The sequence below is a fragment of the Pseudomonas sp. LPH60 genome (genome assembly GCF_030718165.1).
GTDB classification, from domain to species: Bacteria; Pseudomonadota; Gammaproteobacteria; order Pseudomonadales; family Pseudomonadaceae; genus Aquipseudomonas; species Aquipseudomonas danubii.
The window spans coordinates 82,142-101,036 of sequence record NZ_JAVAJH010000012.1; the positions used below are offsets into that span (position 1 = coordinate 82,142).

At 65.1% G+C, this 18,895-nt stretch carries 15 protein-coding genes and 1 pseudogene; 6 read left to right on the forward strand and 10 right to left on the reverse strand.

Features of this window, described 5'->3' with window-relative positions; all coding sequences use genetic code 11:
- Positions 1 to 339: 339 nt before the first annotated feature.
- A complete protein-coding gene (locus Q8O96_RS30315; RefSeq protein ID WP_305950026.1) occupies positions 340 to 1,143 on the reverse strand; it encodes an aminoglycoside phosphotransferase family protein in 804 nt (267 codons plus the stop codon).
- Between the two features lie 79 nt (positions 1,144 to 1,222).
- Positions 1,223 to 1,681, reverse strand: a complete 459-nt coding sequence (locus Q8O96_RS30320; RefSeq protein WP_305950027.1) for an SRPBCC family protein — start codon at positions 1,679 to 1,681, stop codon at positions 1,223 to 1,225.
- A gap of 194 nt (positions 1,682 to 1,875) precedes the next feature.
- Here Q8O96_RS30320 and Q8O96_RS30325 point away from each other — a divergent pair.
- The 3 genes and pseudogenes from Q8O96_RS30325 to Q8O96_RS30335 form a co-directional block, all read left to right on the forward strand.
- Positions 1,876 to 2,697: pseudogene (locus Q8O96_RS30325) on the forward strand (ADP-ribosylglycohydrolase family protein); the annotation flags it as partial.
- Between the two features lie 51 nt (positions 2,698 to 2,748).
- Positions 2,749 to 3,198: a GFA family protein gene (locus tag Q8O96_RS30330; protein ID WP_308412655.1), complete on the forward strand. Its 450-nt coding sequence runs from the start codon at positions 2,749 to 2,751 to the stop codon at positions 3,196 to 3,198.
- Between the two features lie 36 nt (positions 3,199 to 3,234).
- On the forward strand, positions 3,235 to 3,633 hold the full coding sequence (locus tag Q8O96_RS30335) for a lysozyme inhibitor LprI family protein (protein ID WP_305950028.1): 399 nt from the start codon (positions 3,235 to 3,237) through the stop codon (positions 3,631 to 3,633).
- 104 nt (positions 3,634 to 3,737) lie between these two features.
- Here the strand turns inward: Q8O96_RS30335 and peaD are convergent, their stop codons facing one another.
- The 4 genes from peaD to peaA all read right to left on the reverse strand — a co-directional run bounded on the left by peaD (position 3,738) and on the right by peaA (position 8,298).
- Positions 3,738 to 4,856: a quinohemoprotein amine dehydrogenase subunit beta gene (gene peaD, locus Q8O96_RS30340; RefSeq protein ID WP_102861804.1), complete on the reverse strand. Its 1,119-nt coding sequence runs from the start codon at positions 4,854 to 4,856 to the stop codon at positions 3,738 to 3,740.
- 23 nt (positions 4,857 to 4,879) lie between these two features.
- Complete coding sequence (gene qhpC / locus Q8O96_RS30345) at positions 4,880 to 5,203, reverse strand: quinohemoprotein amine dehydrogenase subunit gamma (protein ID WP_102861784.1); 324 nt, start codon at positions 5,201 to 5,203, stop codon at positions 4,880 to 4,882.
- A 1-nt stretch (position 5,204) separates the two neighbouring features.
- The gene (gene peaB / locus Q8O96_RS30350; RefSeq protein WP_207166302.1) at positions 5,205 to 6,638 is read right to left on the reverse strand and encodes a quinohemoprotein amine dehydrogenase maturation protein; all 1,434 of its coding nucleotides are present in this window, start codon (positions 6,636 to 6,638) and stop codon (positions 5,205 to 5,207) included.
- Positions 6,639 to 6,717: 79 nt separating this feature from the next.
- A complete protein-coding gene (gene peaA, locus Q8O96_RS30355) occupies positions 6,718 to 8,298 on the reverse strand; it encodes a quinohemoprotein amine dehydrogenase subunit alpha (RefSeq protein ID WP_305950029.1) in 1,581 nt (526 codons plus the stop codon).
- 380 nt (positions 8,299 to 8,678) lie between these two features.
- Between peaA and Q8O96_RS30360 the strand changes: the two genes are divergently transcribed.
- Together Q8O96_RS30360 and Q8O96_RS30365 are read left to right on the forward strand one after the other, a co-directional pair.
- The gene (locus Q8O96_RS30360) at positions 8,679 to 10,334 is read left to right on the forward strand and encodes a WG repeat-containing protein (protein ID WP_207166304.1); all 1,656 of its coding nucleotides are present in this window, start codon (positions 8,679 to 8,681) and stop codon (positions 10,332 to 10,334) included.
- Between the two features lie 101 nt (positions 10,335 to 10,435).
- Entirely contained in the window at positions 10,436 to 11,101 is a 666-nt protein-coding gene (locus Q8O96_RS30365) for an HAD family phosphatase (RefSeq protein WP_102861788.1), read from the forward strand.
- A 514-nt stretch (positions 11,102 to 11,615) separates the two neighbouring features.
- On the opposite strand, the gene Q8O96_RS30370 is transcribed toward Q8O96_RS30365, so the two are convergent.
- Positions 11,616 to 13,331 (reverse strand): 2-isopropylmalate synthase, encoded by a 1,716-nt coding sequence (locus tag Q8O96_RS30370; protein ID WP_115580580.1) that lies wholly within the window; start codon positions 13,329 to 13,331, stop codon positions 11,616 to 11,618.
- 338 nt (positions 13,332 to 13,669) lie between these two features.
- Between Q8O96_RS30370 and Q8O96_RS30375 the strand changes: the two genes are divergently transcribed.
- Positions 13,670 to 14,437, forward strand: coding sequence for a helix-turn-helix transcriptional regulator (locus tag Q8O96_RS30375; RefSeq protein ID WP_102861806.1), 768 nt, complete (start codon positions 13,670 to 13,672; stop codon positions 14,435 to 14,437).
- A gap of 4 nt (positions 14,438 to 14,441) precedes the next feature.
- On the opposite strand, the gene Q8O96_RS30380 is transcribed toward Q8O96_RS30375, so the two are convergent.
- The 3 genes from Q8O96_RS30380 to Q8O96_RS30390 are packed head-to-tail and all read right to left on the reverse strand — an operon-like array spanning position 14,442 to position 18,608.
- A complete protein-coding gene (locus Q8O96_RS30380; protein ID WP_305950030.1) occupies positions 14,442 to 16,031 on the reverse strand; it encodes a DHA2 family efflux MFS transporter permease subunit in 1,590 nt (529 codons plus the stop codon).
- Complete coding sequence (locus tag Q8O96_RS30385) at positions 16,024 to 17,133, reverse strand: HlyD family secretion protein (RefSeq protein WP_102861790.1); 1,110 nt, start codon at positions 17,131 to 17,133, stop codon at positions 16,024 to 16,026. Before Q8O96_RS30385 ends, Q8O96_RS30380 begins: the two co-directional genes overlap by 8 nt.
- The gene (locus Q8O96_RS30390) at positions 17,130 to 18,608 is read right to left on the reverse strand and encodes an efflux transporter outer membrane subunit (protein WP_305950031.1); all 1,479 of its coding nucleotides are present in this window, start codon (positions 18,606 to 18,608) and stop codon (positions 17,130 to 17,132) included. The genes Q8O96_RS30385 and Q8O96_RS30390 overlap by 4 nt, the downstream gene beginning before the upstream one ends.
- Positions 18,609 to 18,895 lie beyond the last annotated feature (287 nt).

Genomic DNA, 18,895 nt, shown 5'->3' on the forward strand with positions numbered 1-18,895 from the left:
TCACCCGCCGAACTCAACCACTATTCGTAGGAGCCGGCTTGCCGGCGAAAGCGACCTGAACAGCCCCTTCGCCGGCAAGCCGACTGCAGGGTTTATCGAGGACTGCGGTACTGGAAAATGCAGACGAAAAAAAACCCGCCGAAGCGGGTTTTTTCCAAGACCATCATGACTTCCTGTCTGCAGCATCCGTGCTAATGGTCGATCTTCCTTGATCCTGAGCGCTTCCTGCGCTGCAGTTGTGGGAAAGAAGATTAAACACAAAGCCCGGTGCGCAGAAGGCGCATTGAATTACAGCGCGTGTAGGAAATTCGCTATAGCTCACTTACGCAAACCCCTAGCTCAACACGCCAGTGCCTGAATGGCCAAAGCCGCGACTTTGAGCTGGTGGCGGGCTCCGGCCTGGTGGTCATCCTGGAGGAACCAGGCGGCGGACAGGCCACTGAACGCCAGCACCCATTGCACCAGGCGTCGAGGATCGAGCTGCGCCGCCGCGGCGATCACCTGCACCTGCCGGGCAAAGCGCAGTGGATCAGTGGCACTGGGCAAATCCGGATTGCAGATCAGGTTGGCAAAGTCGAAGGTGCGCTCGCCGTATACGCGTTTTGGGTCAATCACCCGCCAGCCGCGCTCGCCGAAGTCCAGCACATTGTCGTGGTGCACATCGCCGTGCAGTACCACGAGGTCCCGAGGCGCGGCCAACAGTTGCTCGGCCATGGCCAGGCTATTGAGCAACAAGCCACCCTGCTGTTGCGCTGCCTCGCGCAGATCCTTGAACCAATGATCCAGGGGCAGCAACGCCGGCCAGGGTTGCGCACGTGGCGCATGCAGGCGCGCCAGCGTGGCGCAGACAATGTGGCTGACGGCGTCGTGCTCGCCCGCCAGGGCCATGCGCATCAATGAACGCGAGCCCAGCGCGCGTTCCATCAACAGCGCCTCATCCTCCTGGGCATAAACCTGCGCCGCGCCCTCCCCGGCCCACCAGGCCATCAGGCGGTTACCGCCCTGCTCGTCCTCATCCAGGGCGAGTTTCAGCATCGCTGGCGCGCCGTCTTCCAGGCGTACGGGCAGCAAACGGCTGCCCGGGGTGACGATGGCCTCGCCATCGGGCAGCAGACGCCAACGTTCGAGATAGGTTGCGAACAAAAGAACAGCTCCAAGCGGTAAGCGGCAAGTTTCAAACACCACGACTCGATCCGCAACGTGCCGCTTGCCGCAAACGACTTCAGCGCAGCTGCAAGTGATTTTCTATGTTGCTCATCTGCTCGTCCCAACCACGGCTGTTCATGCGAAAGGCCTTGAGCCGACGCTCGCTGGGAATGCCGTCGAAGCCCGATTCGACCACCCGCAGCAAGGTGCCGCCGCCATGGGGTTCCAGTTCGAACTGCACCAGGGTGGTGGGCTCCGCCGAGTAGTCATGGCCCGGGTCAACGGGGTAGGGATGCCAGCGAAAGGAAAACAGCTCTTCGGGCAGCATCTGCTCCACCTGCACATCCCAGGTCAGGTATTCATAACCTGGGTAAGTGACCGCCCCCCGGGTGCGTTGGCCGGGGGCGAAATGCTGGCCCTGCAGGGCCACGCCGAACCAGCGACCGAAGGTCTCGGCTTCACTCAGTGCCGCCCATACCTGCGCCGGACTGGCATGCAGCAGGATCTTGCGTTCGATGCGATCTGAAGAGTTCATGGATCACCTCCAGTGATGAGCACTAGCTCTGTACGGAAACTACCTGATCTTCGTTCGGCGGGTTTTCGTACAGACCTTAGACCTCTGTGAGTCCAGCGCAACCTTTATCTGGCCGAAGGCGCGACTGATCGTCCCCAACGAAAAATGCTACTGTCGCCGGCGCCACTGCACCTCTACTTTGCAAAGGATCTGCCATGCCCCTCTCCCTGATCGACCGCTACCGTGGCAGCCTGCTGGGCCTGGCCTGTGGCGACGCCGTCGGCACCAGCGTCGAATTCAAGCCCCGTGGCAGCTTCACGCCAGTCACCGATCTGCTGGGCGGCGGCCCCTTCAACCTCAAGGCCGGGCAGTGGACCGACGACACCTCCATGGCCCTGTGCCTGGGGGAAAGCCTGTTGCGCAAGGACGGCTTCGACCCGGCCGACCAGATGGGCCGCTACCTCAATTGGTGGCAATGGGGCTATTTGAGCGCCACCGGCGAGTGCTTCGATATCGGCATGACCGTGCGCCAGGCCCTGAGCGACTTCCAGGAACACGGCCAGCCCTTCGCCGGCGCAACCGACCCGCAAACCGCCGGCAATGGTTCGTTGATGCGCCTGGCGCCCGTGGTGCTGTTTCACTACCCCGACCTGGCCCGGGTCCGTGAATTTGCCGGCGCCAGTTCCCGCACCACCCACGGCGCCGCCGAAGCCGTCGAATGCTGCCAGTTGTTCGCCGGGCTGATTGCCAAGGCCCTGGGTGGCGCCAGCAGGGTGGAACTGCAACAGCTCGATGATCAGGCGTTCAGCCAGCCCAAGGTCGCGGCATTGGCCCAGGGCGGCTACCGGGAGAAAAGCCGCGAGCAGATTCGCGGCAGCGGCTACTGCGTCGACTCCCTGGAGGCCGCGCTGTGGTGCTTCCAGCACACGGACAGCTACGCCGAAGCGGTGCTCGCCGCCACTAACCTGGGGGATGACGCCGACACCACTGCCGCCATCGTCGGTCAGCTGGCCGGAGCCTTTTATGGGGTCCAGGGGATACCGCCGCACTGGCTGGCCCAACTGCACATGGGCGATGAGATCCAGGCCATGGCCGACGACCTGCTACAAGCCTCGCAACGCCACGCCTCTGCCCGACCACTCAACGGCAGTTGCCTGTGCCAGGGCGTGCAATATCAAGTGCAACGCCTGGACATGCCCATCGGTCACTGCCATTGCCGGACCTGCCGCAAGGCCCATGCCGCGGCCTTTGCCTCCACCGCCGGGGTGATGCGCGAGCACTTTCGCTGGACCCGGGGCCAGGAGCTGCTGAGGGCGTTCGAGTCCTCGCCGGGCAAGCTGCGGCACTTCTGCTCGGTCTGCGGCTCTCACTTGCTGGCGGAGCGGCCGGGCCAGCCCCACGTGATCCTGCGGGTGGCGACCCTGGACGATGATCCGGGGCAGACGCCACAGGTGCATATCTGGACCTCCCACGATGTGCCCTGGCTGGCCGACGAAGCGCTGGAGCGCTGGCCCGAGTGGCAACCCAGCCGCGGCTAGACTGTTTTTTCTCATTGACCGATTGCGAGACTTTCCATGCGTCCGATCCTGCTTCTGGCCCTTGCGCCGCTGCTGCTGGCTCCATTGGCCCAGGCCTACGACTGCAACAGCAGCACCCAGACCGATATGAACCTGTGCGCCAACGCCCTGAACAAGGCCGCGGACAAGGAGCTGAATACCCTTTACCAACAGATCAACCAGCGCCTGAAAGACCAGCCACACAGCAAAAAGCTGCTGGTCAGCGCCCAACGCGTCTGGCTGGCGTTCCGCGATGCCGAGTGCGGTTTTTCCACCTCGGGGGTGGAAGGTGGCAGCCTGTATCCGGTGGCCTACAGCAACTGCATCACGGCCTTGACCAAGACTCGGGTGGAAAGCTTCAAGCAATACCTGAAGTGCGAGGAAGGGGACTTGAGCTGCCCGGTACCCAGGCAATAGGTACGGGCTTGTCCGCAAAGCATCGGTGAGGACGCCCCACAGCGTGCGGGCCTGTTCGCCGGCCCGCCGGCTCCTACCACAGGAGCCGGCGGCGGGAGACGCAGTCAGCGGATGAAGATCTGCGCGGTGGTGATGGCCATGTCGCCCCCGGGCAAGGTGATCTTGCCGATCTGCTGCATGCTCTGCACATCGAAGATCGCTACGTCGTTGAAGGTCCCCGACAGGTAGATCTTGGTCCCCGCCCGGTTGAACGAGATGCAGTAGTAGGAGTGTTCCAGGGTTGCAGCCTGGAGCAGCTTCTTCTGCTTGATGTCGTACTTGGCCAAGCGGTTGAGCACGCCGAACATCAGGTTCGGGTCCTTGGGCGAACGCATGCCGCTGAAGTAGATTTCGGTCAGGGGGCCGAAGTCGGTGGTCTCGGTCTTGCCGGTCGCAAGGTCGACGCTGAACAGTCCGTACAGCGGCTCGGCGGTGGCCGGGTCCTGCTGCTTGTCCTTGAACTTCGCGGCGGTGTAGAGCAGCGAGAAGTCATGCCGGTAGGTTTGCTGGTTCCACACGTAGAGCACGTCCGGAGCGCTGTAGTTGGGACGTTGCCAATGGCGGCTGGGGATCAGCACCTCGAACTTGCCGGTCTTGACGTCAACCTTGTACAGGTCCGGCCCGGCCACATACAGGGTACCGTCATCGCCGCTCTGCATGATGGTCAGCTGGCGCGGCGCGGGGAAGCTGCGCACCGGCTTGGCATTGAGCCCGGCGTCGGTGGCGTAGACATCCAGCCGCGGTTCCTTGACCTCGTAGCGATCATTGAGCAGCAAGGTCGGGTTGGCCACGGTGTACAGCTCCTTGCCGTCGTGGCTGACGGTGAAGGCGAACATCGAGCGCGCCTTCTCCCCCGGGTGCTGGGTGATGCTGGCGTGGAACACCTGCTTGCAGCTGTCGAGCTCGACGCCGTAGACATCCGCGTAGTGGTTGTTCAACACGTAGGCGATCTTGCGGTCCGGCGACAGCTGCACGGTGCCGGGGCCGAAGGCGTCGGGCATCTTGCAGGTCTTGTACAGGCTGTCGCTGGCCAGATCGATGACGTGCAGGTTGTTCGGGTAATTGGTGGTCACCATGTATTCGTGGCCACTGTTGAGGGCCAGGCCTTCATCGGCCAGAACGCTGAACGAGCAGGCGCCGAGAACCGCGAGTGCGACCAGGCCGCAGGCTTTGATGCTGTGCATGCTAGAATCCTTCTTCTTGTTCATCACTTGTCTTTCGGGAAGACAGTGCCGAGGTTGCGCCAGTTGTCGTTGGAGGCCTGGGCGTCCTTGTTCCAGTCGGGGTAGGTGCTCATCATGTCCGGCACCTGGGCCGGCCACCAGCACGGGTCGGAGCAGCCATAGAGGTCGGCCTCCATGGGCTGGCACAGGGACGAGACCCCGCCAAAGGCGTCGATTTCCCAGCCCGGGTCGGTGGTGGAAGCGCAACCGGCCACGGAGTTCATCGCCAGCACGTCTTCGATCCGGTCCTGGGCCGCAGCCTCGGTCAGTTTCTGAGCTTTGTTATTGATCGGCTTGAGATGTTTCATGTCAGTGGGCCTTGCGCGGAGTGATGTAACTGCTGATGAACGCAGGGTTGTGCGCCATGATCCGGCTGTAGACTTCGATGCCGAAATCCACCCAGTCACGCATCAGTTCGCAATAGTGATACGTCGGGTGCGCCGGGTCGCCGTAGCGGGCGTAGCTCTCGTGGTAGCAGCCACCGGAACACAGGTTGCGGATGCGGCAGCTGTCGCAACCTGTGTGGGTCCGGTCCAGGCGCTGGGACAGAAAGTCGTTGAGTTGCACCTGCTTGACCCCGCCGTCATGCACGTTGCCGAAGGTCGGCAAGGATGAGCCGGTGAAGCGGTGGCACAGGTTCAGTTCGCCCTTGTGGTCCACCGCCAGCATCTTCAGCCCGGCGCCGCAGGGCAGCGCCTTCTTGTGGCCTTCGTGGATGTCGGTGATCAACTGGTGCAGGTTGGAGAAACCGATATTGCGGTGCTCCAGCGCCGCCTCCAGATAACGCCGCCCCAGGCGCTTCATGCTGGCGAAGACCTCGATCAACTCCTCGCTGCTGAGGTTGAAGCTGCTGATGTCGCCCGAGGTCACCGGGGCGAATCCCACCTCGGCAAACCCCAGCTCGTTGAACAAGTGGTCCCAGATGGTCTCAAGGTCGGTGACCCCGGTGGTCAGGGTCACCCGCGCCCCCACCGGGCGGCTGTTGTAACGCGCCAGGAGCATCTGCGCCTTGCGCCGCACCACGTCATAGGTGCCCTGCCCGCCCACGGTGATGCGGTTGCGATCGTGCACGGTCTTGGGCCCGTCGATGCTCACCGACAGCCCGAAACGATGAGCGTTGAGGTAATCCACTACCTCCTCGGTCAGCAGGGTGGCGTTGGTGGTCATGACGAACTCGACGAACTTGCCGGCCGCGCTAAAACGCTGTTCGCAGTAGTCCACCATGGCCTCGATCAGCGGCCGGTTGCTCAGGGGCTCGCCGCCGAAGAACACCACGGTGTAGCGCTCTTCGTCCGGGGATTCCTGGAGCAGCATCTCCACCGAGGCGATGGCCGTGTCCAGGCCCATCTTCTTGCCTGCCGAGGGCTTGTCCAGGTCTTCCTTGTAGCAGTAGGTGCAGCTCAGGTTGCAGCCAGTGTTGACGTTGAGCACCACGGTATTGATTGCCGTGCGCTCGACCCGCTTGACGCCGATTTCCGGGGTCAGGGGCGAGCCGTCGCTGACCAGCTCCAGGGCGATCAGCTCGCGCAGGGTGTCGCTGACATCCAAGCCGTCGTAAGCGCCAGCCAGCTGTTGGATCAAGTCTTCCGGGGTACAGCCGGGCCCGCGCAGGGCATCGATGATGCTGCAGGTCAAGGCATCGCTGGCGAACAGCGAACTGCTGGGGATATGGAACAGCATGCGGTCGGCGTCCACCTGCACTTCATGCAGGTTGCGCTCCACCAGATTCAGAATTGCGCCCATTACAACCTCCTGTGCAAGCCCCGCTTTCGGGGCCTGCGGTCATTGCCTGAAAGTGTCTGTCGGTAGCGTTCGACGGCCTTCAGGGAATGGGTGGATTGTTCCAGCGTTGCACGGTGACGATCAGTTGGCCCTCGCCGGTCAGGGCCTTGCCGGCGTCATCCACGGCGGCGATCACCTTGAGGTTGCCGGCGTTGTTGGTGGACATCTTGCGCTGCGGGTTGGGCCCCGCATCGCCGGGGGTGAACACCCCGCTGTCGGCCTGCATGCTGCCGGCGTACTTGACGTCTTCGTCCTTGGCCGCCTGCTCGTCGAAGGCCTCGACCTTCCATTGCGCCGGCATCACGCCGATGCGATAGGCCTTGCCGTCGGCGCCCTGGCCCCAGGCCTCGGCATCGAAACGCCCCTGGACCTTGGGCGTCGAACCGCCACCGTCGCCAATCCGCGCCACCGAGAACGCCGGCACCACCTTGACCTCGGCGATGCGCTGGTACACCGCCAGCGTGGCGCCCTTGAGGCTGCCGACACTGACTTCGCGCAGCCCCGGCTGGGCGCTGGCCGCCGCCTTGAGCCTGAGGCGGATGCGCTCCGGGCTCTGCTCCAGCACCTGCACCACCTCGACGCCCTTGCCGAAGCTCGGAGTGCCCGCAAGGCCGGCGCCCACCAGGGTCACTTCGGCCTCCTCGCCAGCCTTCAGGTAACCCGGCTGCACCGCCAGCAGCCGGCTGCTGCCCTGCCTGGCGGCAATGAAGTCCAGGCCGCGCTCGTCATGCTCGGCCTCGAACATCCGCCCTTGCAGGGCGTTGCCCTGGGCCGCCAGCACCTGGCGCATGACCACGCCGTCGACGGTGACATTGCCGCGCCATTCATAACCGTTGTAGAGAATCGCGCTGCCCTGGCCATTGAACGGGCTGCCATCGGCGTACTGGCCCTTGACGCTGACCTTGAACTGATCGCCCTCGCCGGCGCTGACGCTCATCACCCCGGCCAGTTCGCCCTTGCCCGGCAGGTGGCCGCTGAAGCTCCAGTCGCCGGCCAGTGCCGCCGCTGGCGGGCGGGCCTGTTGCCAGGCCTTCCAGGCCGGGTTGTCGAGGGGGTAACGCTGGGCCAGCAAGGGCACCATGTCCTTGAGGGCGGTGGGCAACCACTCGCGGTCCCGGGACAGGGCCTGGTACTCCAGGGACGGCCACTGGCCGAGGTGGAAGTTCACCAGGCGCTCCCATTCCTGGGCCGGACGCCGTTGCAGGGCAATGCGCGCGCCAGAGTGACAACGGGCGCACATCTGGGTGGTCTGCTCGTCGAAGTGCTCGACGGTGTTCAGGCGCCGCTCCAGGGCGTAGCGCACGCCGTCGGTCTCGCTGGGGGCCAGGCCCTGGGTATCGGCGAGGTACTTGACCAGGGTGCGGCGCTCGTCATCGCTGATTTGCAGCCCGTGCATGACCTGCATGCGGGCAATGCTCATCAGCCAGCCTTCCGGGGTCTTGCGCTGATGGCTGATGCGGCTCAGGGCGTCCCCGGCCTCGGGGGTGTGGCAGCCCTGGCAGGTTTCCTTGAGGATGCTCTGCGCATCCCGGGCGGCGAAACTCGAAGGGGCATGCAAGGCGCTACAGGTGGCAATGGCCAGCAGGCTGGCGCTCAGCCTAAGGCGGAGTTTTCTCTTCATCAGGGTCGAACCTCCCACGGTGCTTTCTTATTTTTAGCGAGTCGTTTTTTTGGTTTCTGCCATGTCCGGCGATACCGGCCATGGAGGCAAGAGAAACGTCTGAAGCTATGCAATACACGGAGCGTGCCAGCTTACAAACCAGCGCCCGATCAATGACTTAGACAGATGCCCGGGGCGCCATCGGGCTGATGGGTGTTACTCGACGTACAATTTCGCGACAAACGTCTCAGTCTGAGACAGGGTTTAGCGCTGTACCTGTGGTTTTCTTTGCAATTGGATCTTGCATTTATCCGGCGCCACCGCAGAATCTCCCGCGCTTTGCCCGCCCCGTGTTTCGGGGCGCTCTGCACTACCCCTCATTTACAAGGAACCTGAAGTTCATGGATAGAAGCGCCTGTGCCCGTCTCGGCTCGCTGATCCTCTCGTTGTCTGCTCTGACCCTGGTTGGATGCAAGGAAGACTCCAGTCCCAAAACCACCACCCTCGCGCCGGCCCCGGCTCCGGCGGCCATGGTCATGCCGATCTGCGCCAATGGCGAATGCGCCGTACTGGACCAGAACGGTGCGGTACTGGTCAGCGCCGACAATGACTACGACGCCGTGGTCGCCATGCCCCTGGAAAAGAGCTTCCTGTTCGCCAAGGACGGCACCTGGAACCTGGCCAGCGCCGATGGCAAGCAAATCATCAAGGCCGACTTTACCGATGACCTGCGTCTGCTGACCCCCGGCCTCTTCGGCTTCGGCCAGGACGGCAAGCTGGGGATCATCGACCAGGCCGGCCAGCAGATTCAGCCACCGCGCTTCGACGATCTGTACGTGGGCGGCAACGACGATTTCATCGTCTACGAGATCGGTGGCAAGCGCGGCATTCTCAGCGCCACCGGGCAGGTGCTCACCGAAGCGGTGTTCGACAGCAGCATGGTCCGCGACGATTTCGCCAAGCGCGGCTGGTGGATGATCGCCGAGCGTGGCAGTGACAAGTGGGCGCTGAACCTCAAGACCGGCGAGCAGAAAAAGATCGACTTCGACAGCATCGACGACTTTGCCAACCAGCATATGGTGGTCAGCACCGAACAGGGCAAGGCCCTGGCCGATGCCAAGGCCCAATTGATCAGCGCCGCCACCTATAACTGGATGGGCGAGCCGGGAGACGGCCTGGTGGCCTTCCGCGAACAATACGACAGCCCCTGCGGCTACATGGACTTCCAGGGCAAGACCGTGATCCAGGCCCAGTTCGGCACCTGCCAGGTGTTCGGTAAGCAGGGCGCGCTGGTCACCGCCAAGAATGCCGACGGCAGCTCCGGCAAGGCCGGGTTCATTGACCGTCAGGGCCAGTGGAAGGTGCAGCCGGTCTATGACTCGGCAGACCCGGCCGGCTTCAGCCCCCTGGGGATGTTCAAGCAGGTATCGGGGCTGAACCAGGTCGCGGTGCTGCAGAACGTGTTCAGCGCCACCTTCGGCATCTTCGATGTGGACAAGGGCGTCGAGCTGTTCAAGCCCACCTACGCCCAGATCGGTGCGATCAACGCCGACCTGTTCGTCTTCAGCACCGCCAACAGCCCGACCAAGCAGGCCACCCTGTTCGGCCAGGCCACCCAAGTGCGCACCGTGGGCCTGATGGACGCCAGCGGCAAGGTGCTGGTGGAGCCGGGCCAGTACGTCGATATCCATCTGGATGCCAGCGGCCACTACCTGCTGGCCACCGACGACACCTCGCCCCTGGCCACCTCGGCCCTGTATGACCTCAAAGGCAAGCGCCTGATCGCCAGCAAGTGGCAGGAGCTGGTGGTGGACCAAGCCCGCGGCGCAATCTTCGGCTATGCCGTGGAAGGCCTGGGCGACGACCAGACGCGCAGCCTCAAGGCCCTGTATCGCCTGGACGGCACCCCGAGCTTCCAGGTCAGCCAGGTGGAGTGCGGCGCCGAGCAGGTGCGTGACGGCCAGGACAAGGTGCTGTGGCCGGTCAACCCGCAGGAGCACTGCCCACAACCGGACGAAGAAGAAGACCAGGGCGAAGGCGACAACGCTCAGGGCTGAGGCCCTGGGCGAGCTGGTCACGGTGGCAATCAAGCCTGCTAGGATGCGGGCTTGATCGATTCAGCCAACCGGCCCGGATGGGGCCCGACAGGAACTGTCCCATGCTCAACGCTCTGCTTTTCGACCTCGATGGCACCCTGACCGACACCGACGCCCTGCACCTGCTGGCCCTGCAACAGTTGTTGCAGGAGGAGGACGGCCGGGTGTTCACCGAGCAAGAGTTCGCCGCCCACGTCAGTGGCCAGGCCAACGCCAACATGTGCCGCTACCTGTTCCCCGAGCGCAGCGTGGCGGAACATGAAGCCTTCGCCGAACGCAAGGAAGTGCGTTTTCGTCAATTGTCCCCCCAACTCAAGCCCATGCCCGGCCTGCTGCGCCTGCTGGACTTTGCCGCCGAGCACGGCATTGGCGTGTGTGTGGTGACCAACGCCCCGCGGGCCAACGCCGAGCACATGCTCAAGGTGCTGGGCCTTGAGGAGCGTTTCCAGACGGTCCTGGTGGCCGAGGAACTGCCCCGGGCCAAGCCCGATCCCCTGCCCTACCTCAGCGGCCTGGAATGCCTGCAAGCCAGGGCCGAGCATTCCCTGGCCTTCGAGGACTCGGTCCCCGGGCTGACCGCCGCGGTCAAGGCCGGCATCTGCACCTTCGGCCTGGCCACCAGCCAGCAACCACAGACCCTGCTGAATGCCGGCGCCCATCGGGTGATCCAGGACTTCGACGACCCGCAACTGTGGGCCGAGATTCATCGCCGCCTCAACCTGGCCTGAAGGACGGGCCGCCACCAAGCCGGGCACCCATAAAGGCGCGAGCATGGATCAGGTCTTGAAAGGAATGTCGCTGGAGCGTGCAGCGGGACGGTTGGCGCAGGCCAATCAGAGCGGAAACAACAGGTGAGGAGCGATAGCTGGGAAGCAAACAGGTGGGAAACAGCAGGTGGGAAACGAGAAGCAGGAAAAGGCAGGAAGGAAAAAGTGCTCGCCCATCACTTCGGCAGTGGCACCTAAGCCGAAGTACCCCCTTTGGCTGGGCGAGCAGGGAGGAATATACGCAGGTGCTGGGGACGGTCCTATCGGACAGATCCTAAAACGCCGTGCGATCTGGACAAATGACTTTAGGCTTTTTCCTCAGCACGACCTTTTTTTCACAGGACTTTCACCTCGCCTCCCTTAGATTGATTGCCATTCCTGAACGAATCCCATTTGGCCCGCCTATAGCGGGCTTTTTTTTGTCCGGGCATCCGGCGGCCGGCACAACAAAGGGCCGGCCACGGACCTGAGTCGCTCAGCGAGTCGCGGGCTCCAGGACGGATTTCGAGGCTGGGGTGAACCTCAGCACTGGTTCCGGATAAAACCGCGCCGCGGCATTGATCACCGCCTGCACCGAAGCGGTGACGGTATTGGCATGGCACCCGGCGCCAAAGCGGGAACCGGCAACCCCTGGCCACGCCGCTTCAACAATGGCCAGCGCCTGTGCATCGGCCCCTGCTCCCAGGTTGCGCTCTTCAAAACTGTCGATGCGCAGGGGCAAGCCCAGGGCAGCCGAGGTCGCGGCGACAGGTCCGTTGCCCACTCCACGCAAGCACAGCGCCGGGTTCCCGGGGGTGGCGATCCGCAACTCGATGCCCTGCCCCTCGGGGGCATCGAACAATCGGTGACCGAGATACTGCAGGCCGGCCGTTGCCTGCGTGCAAGCCAGATAGGTGCGCTGGAACACCTCCCATAAAGCGTCACTGCTCAATTCGGCATCACTGGCATCGGCCAGCTTCTGCACGATGGCGCTGAATTCGATCTGCATGCGCCGAGGCATGACGATGCCGTGGTCGCGCTGCAGCAGGAAGGCGATTCCACCTTTGCCGGACTGGCTGTTGACGCGCACGATGCTGTCGTAGGTCCGCCCCAGATCCTGCGGATCGATGGGCAGATAGGGCACCTCCCAGAAACCGTCGGCCGCCTGGGCGGCAAAGCCCTTGGCGATGGCGTCCTGGTGCGAGCCGGAAAAGGCGGTGAACACCAGATCGCCGACATAGGGATGGCGCGGGTGGATCGGTAGCGCCGTGCACGCCTCGGCGACCCGGGCCACCGCAGCGATATCGGAAAAATCCAGCCCGGGGCTGATGCCCTGGGTATAGAGATTCAGGGCCAGGGTCACCAGATCCAGGTTGCCACTGCGCTCGCCATTGCCGAACAGGCAACCCTCGACCCGCTGGGCCCCGGCCAGCAACGCCTGCTCGGCACAGGCCACGCCGGTGCCCCGGTCGTTGTGCGGGTGCACCGACAACGTCACCTGATCACGGCGCTCCAGGCGCTTGTGCATCCATTCGATCTGGTCGGCAAAGACATTGGCGGTGGCCACCTCGACGGTGGTCGGCAGGTTGATGATGATCGGGCGCCCGGGGCCGGCGTCCCAGGTGCGGATCGCGGTGTTGCACATGCGCAGCGACACCTCAAGCTCCGCCATGCAGAAGGTTTCGGGGGAGTACTGCAACACCCATTGGGTTTCCGGGTGCTGGTCGGTCAAGTCGCGCAACAGCCTTACATGGCGCTCCACCAGGGCCTCGACCTCGTCCACCGAAAGCCCGAACACCACGCGCCGCCAGACCGGGGCGATGGCGTTGTACAGGTGGACGATGACCCGGCGCGCGCCCTGCACACTGCGTACGGTTTCGCGGATCAGGTCCTCGCGCAGTTGGGTCATCACCATGGGCGTGACGTCGGCGGGAATCCGTTGCTGTTCCACAAGCTCACGAACCACCTCGAAATCGGTACGCGAAGCGGCGGGGAATCCCACTTCGATTTCCTTGAAGCCCAGGCGCACCAGCTCCTCGAACAGGCGCAGCTTGCGCTCGCGGTTCATCGGCTCGAACAGCGCCTGGTTGCCATCGCGCAGGTCGGTGGAGAGCCAGATCGGCGCCTGGGTGATGGTGCGTGACGGCCACTGGCGTGAGTCCAGGTCCACGGGGGCAAAGGCACGATATTTGGTATGGGGATGGGCGAGCATACTGACCTCGAAAGCACAATGGAGAACGCGATGGATCTCCCCCGCTTTCAGCATGGAAAGCGCTTCGAGGCCGGAGTCTGGGGGAGATCAGCCTGGGTGCCAGCTTCCTGGCAGCACCGGCAGACCCCGGCCGTAAGGCAGGGGTAGGGCTAGTAGCAGGGTCAGGAACCGGGGATTCATGGGCGGTGGCAACCGTCTGGACGAAAGGAATGACTGGCAGTCTAGGGGGCTGCCATCTGAATGTACTGCGCTAAACAGCCTTTTATTATCGCGAAATGGACATTTGAATTTATGATGGTCGCCCCATGATCCCTTCCGCTCCGGAGGCGCTGCGCTGCATGTCCGATCTGCTGGTTGTCTCGTCCATCGATAGCCTGGCGCTGCCGGTCACCAGCATCGCCGTGGATTACCCCAACGGCCATGCAATACCGGCCCACAGTCACCCTCGCTCACAACTGGCCTATGCCATCGAAGGCGTGCTGGTGATCGACACCGAATCCGGACGCTGGGTGGTACCGCCCAGTCGCGGGGTGTGGCTGCAGGCAGGCGTCGAACACCGGGTGCGGATGCGCGGCGCAGTGCGCATGCGCAGCCTGTTCATCAACGCTGATGCCATAGACGGCCTGCCCGAGCATGACTGCGTGATCGAGGTCTCGCCTTTGTTGCGCGAGCTGATCCTGGCCGCCGCCCAGGTCGGCACCCAGTATGCGCCGGACAGCCGCGACGGCCGCCTGATGCGCCTGATCCTCGATGAGATGCGCTCGCTGCCGGTGCTGCCGTTCAGCCTGCCCTGGCCCCATGAGCCGCGCATGCTGCGGGTGTGCCAGGCGCTGGCGGACGACCCGGCGGACAATCGCACCGCCGAGCAATGGAGCGACTGCCTGGCCATGAGCGCCAAGACCTTCCATCGCCAGTTCCAGCGCCACACCGGCATCACCTTTGGCCGCTGGCGCCAGCAGGCGCGCCTGCTGATGTCCCTGGAATGCCTGGCCGAGGGCATGCCGGTGGTGCAAGTGGCGCTGCAACACGGCTACGACAGCCAGAGCGCCTTCGCTGCCGCCTTCAAGCGCCAGTTCGGCACACCACCGTCGGAGTTCTACCGCTGAGGGCTCAGGCCCGGCGCAGCAACAGGCCGGCCACCACGCACAACAGCATGGCCAGCCCCGCCAGCAGGAAGGCATCGCTGTAGGCCAGCAGCAAGGCGTCGCGGTGCAGCACCTTGTCCATCAGGCCCAGGGCTTGCTCACGCAACGGCGCCAGCGCCGCCGAGTGCAGGGCCCTGGCGGACTCCACCGGCGCCTGGGCCAGCAGCCGCACCAGCTCCAGCAAACGCTCTTGGGTGGCCTGGGCAAACAGGTTGATGGACTCACCGATGCGCTGGGCATGAAGCTTCTCGCGCTCCACCACGATCTGGCTGGACAGCGCGATACCAATCGCCCCACCCACGTTGCGCACCATGGAGAACAGCCCGGAGGCCGAGCCCACCTGATCCTTTTCCAGCCCCTGGATCGCCATCACCCCCAGCGCCACCACCACCAGCGATTGGCCGATACCGCGCACCACCAGCGACGGCACGATGACGTTGACCGAGGCATCGGGGTTGAGGTGGATGTTCATCAGGCAGCCGATGCCGGTGATGGCGAAGCCGGCAATGATGATGGTGCGAGCGCTGGTCCAGCGCATCAGGCGCGGGGTGGCGAACGACATGACGAACTGGATCAGGCCATAGGGAATCATCATCAAACCGATCTGCCGGGCGTTGTAGCCATGGATCTGGGCAAAGTAGTTGGGCACCAGGAACACCACGCCGAACACCACCGCACCGAAGGTGAATTGCATCAGGCTGGCAATGCCGAAGTTGTAGCGGCCCAAGAGGCGCAGGTTGATCAGCGGCTGCTCGCGGCGCAATTCGATGGCCACGAAGGCCAGTAGGCCGAGCGTGGCCAGGACCGCGCAATTGAGGATGAAGCCCGAGGCGAACCAGTCATGACGGCCGCCCTCCTCCAGCATGATCTGCAACGCCGAGAGGCCCACGGCCATGCTGGCGATCCCGCCCCAGTCGCCCTGGCGCAACCTTGCCAGGACCATGGGCTGGGGCCGCACCGACCAGCCGATGGCCGCCAGCAGCAACAGCCCCGGCGGCACTTGCAGGTAGAAGATCCAGCGCCACGAATAGGCATCGGTGAGCCAGCCGCCCAGGGACGGCCCCGCCGCCTGGGCCACGTTGTTGGCCACCGCGAACAGGGCCATGCCCATGGGGTGCCGGGCCGCCGGCAGCTCGGTGACGATCAGCTGGAACGACAAGGGAATCAGCACCCCGCCAAAGGCCCCTTGCAGCACCCGGGCGAAGATCAGGCTGTGGATATTCGGTGCCAGGGAGCAGGCAATCGAGAACAGCACGAAACCGGCGGTGCCCACCATCAGCACCCGGCGCATGGAAAACACCGACACCAGCCAGCCGGTCATGGGAATGATGATGATCTCCGCCACCAGGTAGGCGGTGGTGATCCACGAGCCCTCCTCGAAGGTGGCGCCCAGGGAACCGCGTACGTCCGGCAATGAAGCGTTGGTCACGTGCACGTTCATCCCGGCCATGAAGCAGCCCACCACGCTGCCCAGCACCGCCACCCAGGTGCGCAGGGAAATCGCCTGCGCGCCCACCTCGCCCGCGGTGTCCTGTACCGCCTGGGCACTAGTCATGACGGGTATCCACGCTCACCACCACCGACATTCCGGGGCGCAGTTCTGCCTGTCGCGCCTGCCCCGGATCGAGGCGGATGCGCACCGGCATGCGCTGCACGATCTTGGTGAAGTTGCCGGTGGCGTTGTCCGCCGGCAGCAGGGCGAATTCGGCACCGGAGGCCGGGGCAAAACTCTCCACCCGGCCCAACAGCACGTGGCCGCCCAAGGCATCGACCTCGACCCGCGCCGGCTGCCCGGGGCGCATGCCGTCGACCTGGGTTTCCTTGTAGTTGGCCACCACATAGGCGTCCTCGGGCACCACCGCCAAGAGTGGCGCGCCGACTTCGACGTACTGCCCCAGGCGCAGGCGGCGCTGGCCGGCGATACCGGCCACCGGGCTGCGGATCAAGGTGCGCGCCAGATCGATACGGGCCAGCTGCCGCTGGGCACTGACCCGGGCCACGCCCGCTTCGAGCTTGTCCAGTTGCGCCCGGGCGCTTTGCTGCTCGGTATCGAGCACCTGCACCTGCTGGCGCCGCGCCGCCAGCGTAGCCCGGGCCGCCCCCAGCGCGGCATCGGCCTGACGCGCCAAGGCCGCGGCGCTTTCCAGTTGCTGCACGCTGCTGACCTGCTGGCTGGCCAGGTGCTGCTGGCGCCGCCCTTCCTGGCCGGCCCGTTGCGCCTCGGCCTCGGCAGCGCCGACCCGGGCCTGGGCCTCGGCGATCAGGCTCTGTTGCTGTTGCTGACGGGCTGCCAGATTGGCCAGCCGCGCCTGCCCGGCACGCTGTTCGGCCAGGGCCTCGCGCAGCGCCGCCTCGGCCTGTTCGACCCGGGCCCGATAGTCGCTGTCATCGATCCGCGCCAGCAGGTCGCCGGCCTTGAGCGACTGGTTGTCCTGGACCTCGACCGTCGCCAGATAACCGGCCACCCGGGGCGCAATGGTGACGATGTCCGCCCGCAGGTAAGCGTCGTCGGTCTCCACCAGGAAACGCCCGCTGAACCACCAGTTCAGGCACCAGGCCAGGATCAGCAACAACACCAGCGCCAACCCGGCATAACCGAGCAAGCGACGGCGGGTGACGGCTTGCGCCGGGGAAACGGAAACAGGGTTCTGGGTCATGGCACAGGCTCGTCGGAAGTTCGCAGGAAAGGGTTGGCCGCCACCCGGTTCGGCGGCGGCAGGACAATCGGCGGCGCGCTGCGCCAGCCACCGCCCAGGGCCTTGAACACCAGCACCTGGGCATCGATCACCGCCGCGTCAGCCTGCGCCGCCGCGGCCCGGGTGCGCACGGCGCTGCGCTGGGCGTCGAGGTAATCCAGGGCGCTGGAAGCACCGGCCGCGCGGGCCAGCCCGGCCAGGTGCAAGGCCTGGTGGTCGCGCTCGGCCGCCAGGTGCAGGGCCTCCTGGCGCTGCAACGCGGCCTGGTAGTCGCTCAAGGCTTGCTGCTGCTCTTTCAAGGCCGCCAGGATGCTGCGGTCAAAATCCGCCAGCGCCGCGCTTTCCCGGGCGTCGGCCTGGGCGATGCGCGCGCGGGCGGCATTGAGGTTGGGCAAGCTCCAGGACAACAGCGGCCCCAATTGCCAGACCGAAGCGTCGCGCTCATCGAAACCCGAGGGCTGGTGCGCCGACGTGTAGACCCCAGCCCCCAGGCTGACCCGCGGATAGAGGTCGGCCCGGGCCACGCCGATGCGCGCCGTGGCCGCTGCCAGCCGGCGCTCGGCCTGGCTCACATCGGGACGCCGGCGCAGCATGGCCAGGGCATCGCTTTGAGGCATGGGCGAACCCAGGCGCGGGGCCTGGTGACAAGCCTCGGCCGCCGCCGGTGCATCGCCCGGGGGACGCCCCAGCAGTACCGCAAGCTCAGCCAGGGCCCGCTGCCGCCCGGCCTGCAACGGCGGCAAGCTGGCCTGCACCTGGCCCACCAGGCCCTCGGCGCGCACCACATCCAGAGTCACCGCGGCGCCGGCCTGATACAGCTGGGCGCTCAGGGCCCGGCCCTGCTCCACCAGTGCCAGGGACTCGCCGGCCACCTGCAGGCGCTGGCCGTAGCTGCAAGCCTGCAACCAGGCGCGGGTGGTTTCCGCAGCCACCACCACCCGCAGGCCGTCCTCGGCGGCCCGCGTCGCCTCGGCATCGGCCCGGGCAGCATTCGCCAGACCGTGCAGGCGGCCGAACAAGTCAGCCTCCCACTGCACATCCAGGCCAAGCCCATAGCGGCTGCCGGTGCGAATCCGCTCGCTGTCCTGCAAGGCGGCTTCCAGCTGATCATCCGCAGTACTGCCGTAGCCGGCCCGGGCCGTCACCTGGGTGGCGGGCTGGCGCAGGGTATCGGTCTCGCGCAGCAGCGCCCGGGCCTGCAGCAGGTTGGCCGCGGCCATCCGCAGGTCGCGGTTCTGGCTCAGGGCCTCCTGCACGGCGGCATTGAGCCCCGGGTCACGGTAGAGCTGCCACCATTGATCGAGCCCCTGCTCGGCCGCTGCATCCAGCTGGCTCACAGGCAGGGGCACAGTGCTGCCGGGCGGCCGTTCCGGCCCCAGGGTGCAACCGGCCAACAGGGCGCACAGGGCCCATGCAGGCCTTGGGTAAATGGGCATGGGAAGTACTCACGGATTCAAAGCGGCTACTGTAGAAACCCTCACTGGCGACCGTCTAACGAGAACCTCCTTTCAATTAGCGTGAAATGGTCAACTTTCACTCTGAGCCGCTTCGCCCCAGGCTTGCGGTCATGGGCCCAGACCGACGAACCGGCGCGTCTCTTGAATCTCACCGGGCTGTCGCAGTTTGCGAAAAGCCACCGCCGCGCCAGCCTCGGCAGCGTGCCCAAGCCCCCGCAATCCCGGGGCCACGCCGCCACGACGGAACTGGCATAGCCATTGCGAAA

What these genes read in the sequence shown, in the direction of transcription:
- Q8O96_RS30365 (WP_102861788.1), top strand. Translation starts at nt 10,436, where the DNA reads ATGCTCAACGCTCTGCTTTTCGACCTCGATGGCACCCTGACCGACACC.
- Q8O96_RS30335 (WP_305950028.1), top strand. Translation starts at nt 3,235, where the DNA reads ATGCGTCCGATCCTGCTTCTGGCCCTTGCGCCGCTGCTGCTGGCTCCA.
- Q8O96_RS30385 (WP_102861790.1), bottom strand. Translation starts at nt 17,133, where the DNA reads ATGACCCAGAACCCTGTTTCCGTTTCCCCGGCGCAAGCCGTCACCCGC.
- Q8O96_RS30320 (WP_305950027.1), bottom strand. Translation starts at nt 1,681, where the DNA reads ATGAACTCTTCAGATCGCATCGAACGCAAGATCCTGCTGCATGCCAGT.
- Q8O96_RS30330 (WP_308412655.1), top strand. Translation starts at nt 2,749, where the DNA reads ATGGCCGACGACCTGCTACAAGCCTCGCAACGCCACGCCTCTGCCCGA.
- peaD (WP_102861804.1), bottom strand. Translation starts at nt 4,856, where the DNA reads ATGCACAGCATCAAAGCCTGCGGCCTGGTCGCACTCGCGGTTCTCGGC.
- peaA (WP_305950029.1), bottom strand. Translation starts at nt 8,298, where the DNA reads ATGAAGAGAAAACTCCGCCTTAGGCTGAGCGCCAGCCTGCTGGCCATT.
- Q8O96_RS30380 (WP_305950030.1), bottom strand. Translation starts at nt 16,031, where the DNA reads ATGACTAGTGCCCAGGCGGTACAGGACACCGCGGGCGAGGTGGGCGCG.
- Q8O96_RS30360 (WP_207166304.1), top strand. Translation starts at nt 8,679, where the DNA reads ATGGATAGAAGCGCCTGTGCCCGTCTCGGCTCGCTGATCCTCTCGTTG.
- peaB (WP_207166302.1), bottom strand. Translation starts at nt 6,638, where the DNA reads ATGGGCGCAATTCTGAATCTGGTGGAGCGCAACCTGCATGAAGTGCAG.
- qhpC (WP_102861784.1), bottom strand. Translation starts at nt 5,203, where the DNA reads ATGAAACATCTCAAGCCGATCAATAACAAAGCTCAGAAACTGACCGAG.
- Q8O96_RS30390 (WP_305950031.1), bottom strand. Translation starts at nt 18,608, where the DNA reads ATGCCCATTTACCCAAGGCCTGCATGGGCCCTGTGCGCCCTGTTGGCC.
- Q8O96_RS30375 (WP_102861806.1), top strand. Translation starts at nt 13,670, where the DNA reads ATGTCCGATCTGCTGGTTGTCTCGTCCATCGATAGCCTGGCGCTGCCG.
- Q8O96_RS30370 (WP_115580580.1), bottom strand. Translation starts at nt 13,331, where the DNA reads ATGCTCGCCCATCCCCATACCAAATATCGTGCCTTTGCCCCCGTGGAC.